The sequence below is a fragment of the Amantichitinum ursilacus genome, assembly GCF_001294205.1.
GTDB lineage: Bacteria > Pseudomonadota > Gammaproteobacteria > Burkholderiales > Chitinibacteraceae > Amantichitinum > Amantichitinum ursilacus.
On record NZ_LAQT01000013.1, the window covers coordinates 18448 to 28711 of the forward strand.

The 10264-nt window shown below is 60.0% G+C and carries 9 protein-coding genes; all 9 read left to right on the forward strand.

Annotated features, from left to right (window positions below; all coding sequences use genetic code 11):
- Positions 1-64 precede the first annotated feature (64 nt).
- The 9 genes from WG78_RS15075 to WG78_RS15115 all read left to right on the forward strand — a co-directional run bounded on the left by WG78_RS15075 (position 65) and on the right by WG78_RS15115 (position 9971).
- On the forward strand, positions 65-1252 hold the full coding sequence (locus tag WG78_RS15075) for a glycosyltransferase (RefSeq protein WP_083459189.1): 1188 nt from the start codon (positions 65-67) through the stop codon (positions 1250-1252).
- Positions 1249-2472 (forward strand): glycosyltransferase family 4 protein, encoded by a 1224-nt coding sequence (locus WG78_RS15080; protein ID WP_053938679.1) that lies wholly within the window; start codon positions 1249-1251, stop codon positions 2470-2472. The genes WG78_RS15075 and WG78_RS15080 overlap by 4 nt, the downstream gene beginning before the upstream one ends.
- Entirely contained in the window at positions 2472-3620 is a 1149-nt protein-coding gene (locus tag WG78_RS15085) for a DUF1972 domain-containing protein (RefSeq protein ID WP_053938680.1), read from the forward strand. The genes WG78_RS15080 and WG78_RS15085 overlap by 1 nt, the downstream gene beginning before the upstream one ends.
- Positions 3617-4675 carry a dTDP-glucose 4,6-dehydratase gene (rfbB, locus tag WG78_RS15090; protein ID WP_053938681.1) on the forward strand — a complete coding sequence of 353 codons (1059 nt, stop codon included), beginning with the start codon at positions 3617-3619 and terminating at the stop codon, positions 4673-4675. Before WG78_RS15085 ends, rfbB begins: the two co-directional genes overlap by 4 nt.
- 1 nt (position 4676) lies before the next feature.
- The gene (gene rfbD / locus WG78_RS15095) at positions 4677-5579 is read left to right on the forward strand and encodes a dTDP-4-dehydrorhamnose reductase (protein WP_053938682.1); all 903 of its coding nucleotides are present in this window, start codon (positions 4677-4679) and stop codon (positions 5577-5579) included.
- Between the two features lie 63 nt (positions 5580-5642).
- Positions 5643-6527 carry a glucose-1-phosphate thymidylyltransferase RfbA gene (rfbA, locus tag WG78_RS15100; RefSeq protein ID WP_053938683.1) on the forward strand — a complete coding sequence of 295 codons (885 nt, stop codon included), beginning with the start codon at positions 5643-5645 and terminating at the stop codon, positions 6525-6527.
- Entirely contained in the window at positions 6527-7075 is a 549-nt protein-coding gene (rfbC, locus tag WG78_RS15105; RefSeq protein ID WP_053938684.1) for a dTDP-4-dehydrorhamnose 3,5-epimerase, read from the forward strand. The genes rfbA and rfbC overlap by 1 nt, the downstream gene beginning before the upstream one ends.
- 23 nt (positions 7076-7098) lie before the next feature.
- Positions 7099-8520: a mannose-1-phosphate guanylyltransferase/mannose-6-phosphate isomerase gene (locus WG78_RS15110; protein ID WP_053938685.1), complete on the forward strand. Its 1422-nt coding sequence runs from the start codon at positions 7099-7101 to the stop codon at positions 8518-8520.
- A gap of 83 nt (positions 8521-8603) precedes the next feature.
- Positions 8604-9971, forward strand: coding sequence for a phosphohexomutase domain-containing protein (locus WG78_RS15115; RefSeq protein WP_053938686.1), 1368 nt, complete (start codon positions 8604-8606; stop codon positions 9969-9971).
- Positions 9972-10264 lie beyond the last annotated feature (293 nt).

A 10264-nucleotide genomic window follows, 5' to 3' on the forward strand; every position in this document is an offset into this window, starting at 1 on the left:
GATAGAGGCCGTGCGAGTCGCTGGAGCGATTCGCGTGTTTTGAATCTGGTCAACGGAGCATCACGTGTCGAATGTTGAATTACCCGTTTCGGGTGCAGCCGGGCTTGCTCAGGCGGTGCCGGAATCAAGAGCAGAAGCGCCCGCGCACAAGCTGGCGCTGGAAGTGGTTTGCTTTACCGGTAATTCTGGCCTCACCGATTATTCCGTATCGCTGTGCCGTGAAATCGCCAAACGCAGCCCGGTGGCGTTATACACCGCGCAAAGCATCAATCCGCAGTTTGGCAAGATGGGTTTTCGGGTTGAACAGGTGTTCAGACGCACGCGTCAGTATTTTGCTGACGTGCCGAAATACCTGAGTGGCGTCACCAAGCGCCGCCCCGACGTGGTGCTGTTCCAGGCCCCGCTGAAATACCCCGCGCTGGAAGGCCTGGCCGTAGCCGCCTTGCGCAGCGCCGGTATCCGCGTGGCGTTAACCGTGCATGACGTGCTGCCGCATTACCCCAAACCCTGGAGCAAATCGTTGTACAGCTGGTTTTATCGCCAGTTCGACGGTTTGATCGTGCATTCCGAAGCTGCGCGCAAAGCCGTGCTGGCCATGGGCGTACAGCGTCCGATGTTGTGCGTGCCGCATGGCGTGTACGACTTGTTCAACCAGACCAACCCGAGCAAAGCCGCCGCGCGCGCTGCCATTGGCGGCATTGCGCCCACCGACAAGGTGGTGCTGTTTTTTGGCCACCTGGAGCCGCGCAAAGGCTTGCTCGAATTCATCAAGACCGCGCAATTGATGGCGCAGACCCGGCCTGACGTGAAGTTCATGCTGGCTGGCGGTAGCGACATGAGCAAACACGGCGCGGCCGCCGCCGCCGCGTTTGAGGCCGCGCGTCATATGCCCAATGTGCTGATGCACGACCGGCGCATTCCGTTTGAAGAAGTCGAAAACTACTTTGCCGCCTCCGACGTGGTGGCGTTGCCGTACCTCGAAGGCACCACCAGCGGTGTGCTGAAGCTGGCGCTGGCGTTTGGTATTCCCGTCATCGCCACCCGCGTGGGCGACTTTGCCGAAGAAATCCCCGCTGGCGCTGGCGAACTGTTTGAAGCCAGCAATATCGCCGAACGTTCGCGCGTGGCCATCGAAACCGTGCTGGCCAACCATGCTCAATACGCCGCGCAGATGGCCACGGCGGCCGATCGCTGCGCGTGGTCGCGCATTGCCGACCAATATCTGACCTTTCTGGGAAGCCTGCCCCGATGAGCAAGCTGCTTAATATCAATAACTATCACTACCCGCGCGGTGGTTCGGATGTGGTGTATTTCCGCCACGCCGAAATCTTTGGCGAGATGGGCTGGAACAACGCTTATTTCTCGATGCATCACCCCAAGAACGTGCAATCCGAATGGTCGCAGTATTTTGTGGATGAGCTGGAGCTGGGCCACCAATACGCGCTGTGGAAGAAAGTGCTGATGGCGGGCAAGGTGGTGTACTCGTTTGAGGCGCAACGCAAGCTTAACAAGCTGCTGGACCAGTTCCAGCCCGACGTGGCGCATCTGCACTGCATTTATCACCATCTTTCGCCGGCGATTCTGCCGGTGCTGAAGGCGCGCGGTATCCCGGTGGTGATGACGGCGCATGATCTCAAGCTGGCGTGCCCGGCCTATCTGATGCTGAACAAAACCGGCATCTGCGAAAAATGCAGCGATGGCAATGTGCTGAATGTGATCAAGCACAAATGCATTAAAGGCTCGACGCTGGCCAGCGCGATTGTCGGGGCCGAAGCGTGGGTGAACCAGCAACTGAATACCTGGCACGACAACCTGGATGCGGTGGTGGTGCCGAGCAAGTTTTATATCGAGAAGTTTGTGCAATGGGGCATGCCGCGCGAGCGCTTTCACTATGTGCCCAACTTTGTCGAAGCCGGGCTGTTTGAGCCGACCTATCAGGTGGGCGACTACTTTCTGTACTTTGGCCGACTGAGCTGGGAAAAAGGCGTGCCCACGCTGATCCGCGCCGCCGCCAAAGCGGGCGTCAAACTCAAGCTGGCCGGCACCGGCCCGGAAGATGCGCAACTGAAGCAACTGGCGGCCGATCTGGGCGCGGATGCGGAATTCCTCGGCTTTTGCGCTGGCGAAAAACTGCACAACCTGATCAAGGGCGCGCGCGCGGTGGTGCTGCCGTCCGAATGGTATGAAAACGCACCGATGAGCGTGCTGGAATCGTTTGCCCTCGGCAAAACGGTGATCGGTGCCGACATCGGCGGTATCCCGGAACTGCTGCGCGCCGATAGCACGGGCTGGAGTTTTCCCAGCGCCGACGTCGATGCGCTGGCCGCCCGGATTGAAGAAGTCTCTGCAATGCCCGACGCAAAGCTCAACGACATGGGCCGCCAGGCGCGGCAACTGGTTGAGCAGGAATTCAGCAAACAACGATATATGGAAGGCGTACGCGATGTGTACGCCCGTCTGGGAGTGCATTGATGGACAAGAAGATCAGCATCCTCGGTATTCGCGGCGTACCCGCGGCGCACGGCGGCTTTGAAACCTTTGCCGAATTTCTGGCGCTGTACCTGACCGCGCAAGGCTGGAAGGTCACTGTGTATTGCCAGCACGAAGGCAACGGCCCGATCACTGAGGACGAATGGCGCGGCGTGCGCCGCATCAATATCCCGGTAGCGGGCGATGGCGCCAAATCCACCATCATCTTTGACTGGATCTCCACGAAACATGCGGCCAAGGTGGGCGACCTGTGCCTGACGCTGGGCTACAACACCGCCATTTTCTGCGCCTGGTTGCGTCTGCGCGGCGTCAACAATGTCATCAATATGGATGGCATTGAATGGAAGCGCGCCAAGTGGGGCATCGTCGCCAAAACCTGGTTCTGGATGAATGAATGGGCCGGCTCCTTCCTCGGCAACCATCTGGTGGCGGACCATCCCGAAATCAAAAAGCATCTGGCGCGCGGTACTTCGGAAAGCCGCATCACCATGATTCCGTACGGCGCGGACCGGGTGGCGAGTTACAGCGATGAAGTGCTGGCCAGATACGATCTGCAGCCGGGCCAATACGGCCTGTTGATTGCGCGCGCAGAACCGGAGAACTCGATTCTGGAAGTGGTGCGCGCGTGGTCGCGCCAGCAACGCGGCATGCCGCTGGTGGTGCTGGGCAACTACAAGCCGGACGAACACGCTTATCACCGCGAAGTAAAAACCGCGGCGGGCCCGGAAGTGCGCTTTGTTGGCGCGATTTACGACAAGAACGTGGTCAGCAGTCTGCGCGCCGGTTGCCGTTTTTATGTGCACGGCCACCAGGTGGGCGGCACCAACCCTTCGCTGGTGGAAGCGCTGGGCGCGGGCAATGCGGTGCTGGGCCACGACAACCGTTTTAATCGTTGGGTGGCAGCGGGCTCGGGCGTTTATTTTGCCAACGAAGCCGAATGCGCCGAACGCATCGAAGAACTGGTCCACGACGACAAATTGGTGGCGCAACTGCAAGTGCAGGCGCTGGCGCAATTCCGCAGTCGCTTTGAATGGACCGATGTGCTGGCGCAATACGAAACCTTGCTGGCCGAATGGCTGCCGCAAGGCGCTGCGCTCAAATCAGAACAAGCCTCAGGAGCAAAAGCATGATTCTCGTAACCGGTGGCGCTGGCTTTATTGGCGGCAATTTTGTGCTGGACTGGCTCGCGCAAAGCGACGAGCCGGTGATCAACGTCGACAAACTGACCTATGCAGGCAACCTGGATACGCTGGCCAGCCTGAAGGACGATCCGCGGCATCTCTTTGTGCACGCGGGCATCGGCGACCGTGAGGTCATCGGCAAACTGCTGGCCGAACACGATGTGCGCGCCGTGGTTAACTTTGCCGCCGAATCGCATGTGGATCGCTCGATTACCGGGCCGGGCGAATTTATCCAGACCAATGTGGTGGGCACGTTCAATCTGCTGGATGTGGTGCGCCATTACTGGGGCGATCTGCCCGCCGACAAAAAAGCGGCGTTCCGCTTTCTGCATGTCTCCACCGATGAGGTGTACGGCACGCTCAGCGCCACCGATGCGCCATTTGCCGAAACCAATCGCTACGAACCGAACAGCCCGTACTCGGCCTCGAAAGCCGCGTCGGACCATTTGGTGCGTGCGTGGCATCACACCTACGGTTTGCCGGTGCTGACCACCAATTGCTCCAACAACTACGGTCCGTATCACTTTCCGGAAAAACTGATTCCGCTGGTGATCCTGAACGCGCTGGCCGGCAAGCCGCTGCCGATTTATGGCGATGGCCAACAGATCCGCGACTGGCTGTACGTCAAAGACCATTGCTCGGCCATCCGCCGCGTACTGGCCGACGGCAAAGTGGGCGAGACCTACAACGTGGGTGGCTGGAACGAAAAAGCCAACCTGGATGTGGTGAACACCATCTGCGGCATTCTGGACGACATCAAACCGCGCGCCGACGGCGCCGCTTATGCCAGCCAGATTACCTACGTACAAGATCGCCCCGGCCACGATCGCCGCTACGCGATTGACGCACGCAAGCTGGAACGCGAACTGGGCTGGAAACCGGCCGAGACCTTTGAGACCGGCATCCGTAAAACGGTGCAGTGGTATCTGGATAACGAACAGTGGGTTGGCAATGTCACCAGCGGTAGCTACCGCGAGTGGATCAACCAGCAATACGGAGCTTGAGATGCCGCGCATTCTGCTGACTGGCAAAAACGGCCAGGTGGGTTTTGCCCTGAACCAGACGCTGGCGGTGCTCGGCGACGTGACCGCGGTTGACGTGCACGAGTGCGATCTGACCAAACCGGACGCCATCCGCGATCTGATCCTGACGCATCGCCCGGACGTGATTGTGCATCCGGCCGCGTATACCGCGGTGGACAAGGCCGAAAGCGAACAGGAACTGGCTTATGCCATCAATGCGGTGGCGTCGGGCGTGATCGGTGAAGTGGCGGCGCAGATTGGCGCGCCGGTATTTACGTTTTCCACGGACTACGTTTACCCCGGCGACAAAGACGGCTGGTATCAGGAATCGGATGCCACTGGCCCGTTATCGGTGTATGGCAAAACCAAACTGGCGGGCGAAGTGGCCTTGGCTGCGGCGCAACCCAAACACGTTACGCTGCGCACCAGCTGGGTATTTGGCCCGTGGGGCGGCAACTTTCTCAAGACCATGCTGCGCCTGGCCAAAGATCGCGATGCGCTGAACGTGGTGGCGGACCAGTACGGCGCGCCCACCTCGGCCAATCTGCTGGCCGATGTAACGGCGCAACTGGTGGCGCGCTACTTGAATGATGTCGACGGTGAATATCCGTGGGGCACCTATCACCTGGTGGCGGGCGGCGAAACCAACTGGCACGGCTACGCCAAATATGTGATCGAACACGCGGCCGAGCTGGGCTGGAATCTGCAGGTGAAGCCGGACGCCATCAAGCCGATCCCGGCCAGCGATTACCCGGTGCCCGCGCCACGGCCGTCCAATTCGCAGCTGGACACCACCTTGCTGCGCGAAACCTTTGGCCTGAGCCTGCCCGATTGGCAACACGGCGTGCGCCACACGCTGGCGCTGTTGTCCGCCGGCCGTGGCTGAACGCCGCTGCGCCACCGAATCTGAACATCACTGGGCGGGCCACAATCCGCCAGGAGCGAAACAATGAAAAATCGTAAGGGCATTATCCTGGCCGGTGGCTCGGGCACGCGCCTGTATCCGGCCACTTTGTCGGTATCCAAGCAACTGCTGCCGATCTACGACAAGCCGATGATCTATTACCCGCTGTCGACGCTGTTGCTGGCGGGCATCAAAGACATTCTGATTATCTCGACGCCGCAAGACACGCCGCGCTTTGAGCAACTGCTGGGCGATGGAAGCCAGTGGGGCATCAATCTGCAATATGCGGTGCAACCGAGCCCGGATGGTCTGGCGCAGGCGTTTATCATCGGCGAAGAATTTATTGGCGATGACAACGTGGCGCTGGTGCTGGGCGACAATATTTTCTACGGCCACGATTTTCATGAGCTGCTGCAAGACGCGTCGGCGCAGGAAAGCGGCGCCACCGTGTTTGCCTATCGCGTGCATGATCCCGAGCGTTATGGCGTGGTGGAATTCAACGAGGATGGCCGCGCCATCAGCATCGAAGAAAAGCCGACGCAACCGCGTTCCAGCTACGCCGTCACCGGTCTGTATTTCTACGACAACGACGTGGTGCGCGTGGCCAAAAACATCAAGCCGTCGCCGCGCGGCGAGCTGGAAATTACCGACGTCAACAGCGTGTATCTGCACGAGCAGACGCTGACCGTTAAAACCATGGGCCGCGGCTACGCGTGGCTGGATACCGGCACGCATGAATCGATGCTGGAAGCCAGCCAGTTTATTCAGACCATCGAATCGCGCCAGGGTCTGAAGGTGTGCTGCCCGGAAGAAATCGCGTATCGCCAGGGCTGGATTAATGCAGGCGATCTGGAAAAGCTGGCGCAGCCGCTGAAGAAAAACGGCTATGGCCGTTATCTGCTTAATCTGATTCACGATCGGGTGTTCTGATGAAAGTAATCGATACCGCCATTGCTGATCTGAAGATCATCGAACCCACCGTGTTTGGTGACGACCGCGGCTTTTTCTTTGAGAGTTTTAACCAGACGCACTTTAACGAGGCCGTGGGCCGCGAGGTGCAGTTTGTGCAGGACAACCATTCGCGTTCGGCGCGCGGTGTGCTGCGCGGGCTGCATTATCAGATTGAACATACGCAGGGCAAACTGGTGCGCGTGGTGGCTGGTGAGGTATATGACGTGGCCGTGGATATGCGCAAATCGTCGCCCACGTTTGGCCAGCACGTAGGCGTGTTGCTCAGCGCCGAAAACAAACGTCAGTTCTGGGTGCCAGAAGGCTTTGCCCATGGCTTCTTTGTTACCTCGGACTACGCAGAATTCCTCTATAAAACAACTGACTACTGGTTTAAAGACCACGAACGCGCCGTGCGCTGGGATGACCCTGCGCTGGGCATTGAGTGGCCTGCCATCGGCGGTACGCCGCTGTTGTCGCCCAAAGACGCCGCTGCGCCCTTGTTGCGCGATGCGGATACGTTCCAGTAATACGGTCACCAAGGATTACCAACATGGCGCTTATTCCAGTCATTCTGTCGGGCGGTTCCGGCACCCGGATGTGGCCGCTGTCGCGCGCGGGCTATCCCAAACAATTTCTGGCGCTGAACGGCGAGCACAGCTTGCTGCAGCAAACCGCAACGCGTCTGCAAGGCCTGGCCGATGTGGCCGCGCCCATCATCATCACCAATCAGGACCAGCGTTTTCTGGTCGCCGAGCAACTGCGCGCCATCCATGTAGCGCCGCAATCGCTGGTGCTGGAGCCGGTGGGCCGCAATACCGCGCCCGCCGTGGCCGTGGCCGCCGTCATCGCCGCGCAATCGGACCCCGAAGCGTTGCTGCTGGTGCTGCCGTCCGATCACGTGATTGAAGACACCGCAAAATTTCGCGTGCTGGTGGACCAGGCGCGTGCCGCCGCAGGGCAGGGCAAGCTGGTGACGTTTGGCATCCAGCCCACCCGCGCCCACACCGGCTATGGCTACATCCGCCGCAACATGCCGCTGGCGGGTGCCGCCGGGGCATATTCGGTGGAGCGCTTTGTAGAGAAACCGAATGCCGAGACGGCACAGCAGTTTGTCGATGAAGGCAATTACTACTGGAACAGCGGCATGTTCCTGTTCAAGGCCAGTACCTATCTGGCCGAGCTGGAGCGGCTGCAGCCCGAGATGCTGGCGCAAGTGAAACTGGCCATCGACAAGGGCCAGCGCGATCTGGACTTTCTGCGGCTGGACCCGGAAGCGTTCCAGGCCTGCCCCAGCGATTCAATCGATTACGCCGTGATGGAACGCACCGCGCAGGCCGCAGTGCTGGAAGCCGCCGATCTGGGCTGGAACGATATCGGCTCGTGGGCGGCGCTGTCGGAAGTGGCGCAGCACGATGAGGCCGGCAACAACCTGATCGGCGATGTGCTGGTCGAGAACGTCAGCAACAGCTATATCCGCACCGAAGGCCGCATGGTGGCCGCGATTGGCGTGCAGGATCTGGTGATTGTCGAAACCACCGATGCCGTGCTGGTGGCGCACAAAGACCACGTGCAGGACGTAAAGAAAATCGTCGACCGCCTGCAACAGGCCGGCCGCACCGAACACTTGCTGCATCGCCGTGTGTATCGGCCTTGGGGCAACTATGAAGGCCTGGACCAGGGTGATCGCTTCCAGGTGAAGCGCATTGTGGTCAAGCCGGGCGCATCGCTGTCGCTGCAGATGCATCACCATCGCGCCGAACACTGGATTGTGGTGCGCGGCACCGCCAAGGTGGTGAATGGCGACAAAGAACTGCTGCTGTCGGAAAACCAGTCGACCTATATCCCGCTGGGTGCGGTACATCGGCTGGAAAACCCGGGCAAGGTGATGCTGGAGCTGATTGAAGTGCAATCCGGCGCCTACCTGGGCGAAGACGACATCGTGCGGCTGCAGGACGTGTACGGCCGCGGCTAAGTGTTTTGAGGGCCACGGCTCTCGATCCAATCGAACCAACCGCGCCAGCATCATTGCTGGCGCTTTCATGACGGGATGCTGCTATGACCACATTGACCTGCTTCAAGGCCTATGACATTCGCGGGCGTCTGGGCGACGAGCTCAACGAAGACATCGCCTGGCGCATCGGGCGCGCGTTTGCCGAACAGTTCAAGCCCAAACGCGTGGCGGTGGGCGGCGATGTGCGCCTGACCAGCGAGGCGCTGAAGCTGGCGCTGGCCAACGGTTTGATGGATGGCGGCGTCGATGTGATCGACCTGGGCCTGACCGGCACCGAGGAAATCTACTTTTCGGCTTTCCACCTGGACGTGGACGGCGCGATTGAAGTGACCGCCAGCCATAATCCGATCGACTACAACGGCATGAAACTGGTGCTGGGCGGGGCGATTCCGGTGAGCGGCGACAGCGGCCTGCACGAAGTGCGCAAACTGGCCGAAGCCAACCAGTTTGATCGCGTGGACCGCCGTGGCACCTTAACGCGCCAGTCGGTGCTGGATGACTATATCTACCATCTGCTGGGCTATATCGATCTGAAGAAAATGAAGCCGCTGAAGCTGGTGGTAAACGCCGGCAATGGCGCGGCCGGGCATGTGATCGACGCGCTGGAAAAAGCCTTTGCCTGCGCGCGCGCACCGATCCAGCTGATCAAACTGAACAATGAGCCGGACGGCACCTTTCCGCATGGCATTCCCAACCCGCTGCTGCCGGAAAACCGCGCCGCGACCGCCGAGGCCGTGCGTGCGCACAAAGCGGACATGGGCATCGCGTGGGATGGCGACTTTGACCGTTGCTTTCTGTTTGATGAGCACGGCGAGTTTATCGAGGGCTATTACATCGTCGGGCTGCTGGCGGAAGCGTTTCTGCAAAACAATCCGGGCGAAAAGATCATCCACGACCCACGCTTGACGTGGAATACGGTCGAGATCGTCAAAGCCACGGGCGGCGTGCCGGTGCAAAGCAAAACCGGCCACGCGTTTATCAAGGAACGCATGCGCGCCGAGAACGCCATTTATGGCGGCGAGATGAGCGCGCATCACTATTTCCGCGATTTTGCCTATTGCGATAGCGGGATGATTCCGTGGCTGCTGGTGGCGCAACTGGTGAGCGTGAAAGACAAAGCGCTGTCGCAGCTGGTGAAAGAACGGATCAGCCAGTTTCCGTCATCGGGTGAGATCAATCGCAAAGTGCCGGACGCGGCGGCGGCGATTGCGCGGGTGCGCGGCGAGTATGAAGGGCATGCCAGTCTGATTGATGAGACGGATGGCATCAGCATGGAATACGGCAGCTGGCGCTTTAACCTGCGCTCGTCCAACACCGAGCCGGTGCTGCGGCTGAATGTGGAAAGCCGCGGGGATCATGGGCTGATGCTGCAGCATACGGAGCGGATTTTGCAGCTGGTGGATGCGCGGTAGGGACGGGCGGGGCATAGATTTGGACGGGTACGCCTGCGGCGGGTGTTGGGATGTTCGGCTTGGGCGGGACATCCCTCTAAACGGTTGAACCTGCGGGCTGGTTTTGTTGTTCGGCATGCGCCGAGCAAACCTTGACCGCTTAGCCTGCGACGCATGTTTTGTTGTTTGGCCTGCGCCGAACAAACCTGAACCGCTTGGACCTGCGAGGGCATGTTTTGATGTTTGGGCGTGCCGAGCAAAACTTGAACCGCTTGAGCCTGCGGCGCATGTTTTGAAACCGGGGGGCGCCCCGT

What these genes read in the sequence shown, in the direction of transcription:
- rfbC (WP_053938684.1), top strand. Translation starts at nt 6,527, where the DNA reads ATGAAAGTAATCGATACCGCCATTGCTGATCTGAAGATCATCGAACCC.
- rfbB (WP_053938681.1), top strand. Translation starts at nt 3,617, where the DNA reads ATGATTCTCGTAACCGGTGGCGCTGGCTTTATTGGCGGCAATTTTGTG.
- WG78_RS15080 (WP_053938679.1), top strand. Translation starts at nt 1,249, where the DNA reads ATGAGCAAGCTGCTTAATATCAATAACTATCACTACCCGCGCGGTGGT.
- WG78_RS15085 (WP_053938680.1), top strand. Translation starts at nt 2,472, where the DNA reads ATGGACAAGAAGATCAGCATCCTCGGTATTCGCGGCGTACCCGCGGCG.
- rfbD (WP_053938682.1), top strand. Translation starts at nt 4,677, where the DNA reads ATGCCGCGCATTCTGCTGACTGGCAAAAACGGCCAGGTGGGTTTTGCC.
- WG78_RS15110 (WP_053938685.1), top strand. Translation starts at nt 7,099, where the DNA reads ATGGCGCTTATTCCAGTCATTCTGTCGGGCGGTTCCGGCACCCGGATG.
- rfbA (WP_053938683.1), top strand. Translation starts at nt 5,643, where the DNA reads ATGAAAAATCGTAAGGGCATTATCCTGGCCGGTGGCTCGGGCACGCGC.
- WG78_RS15115 (WP_053938686.1), top strand. Translation starts at nt 8,604, where the DNA reads ATGACCACATTGACCTGCTTCAAGGCCTATGACATTCGCGGGCGTCTG.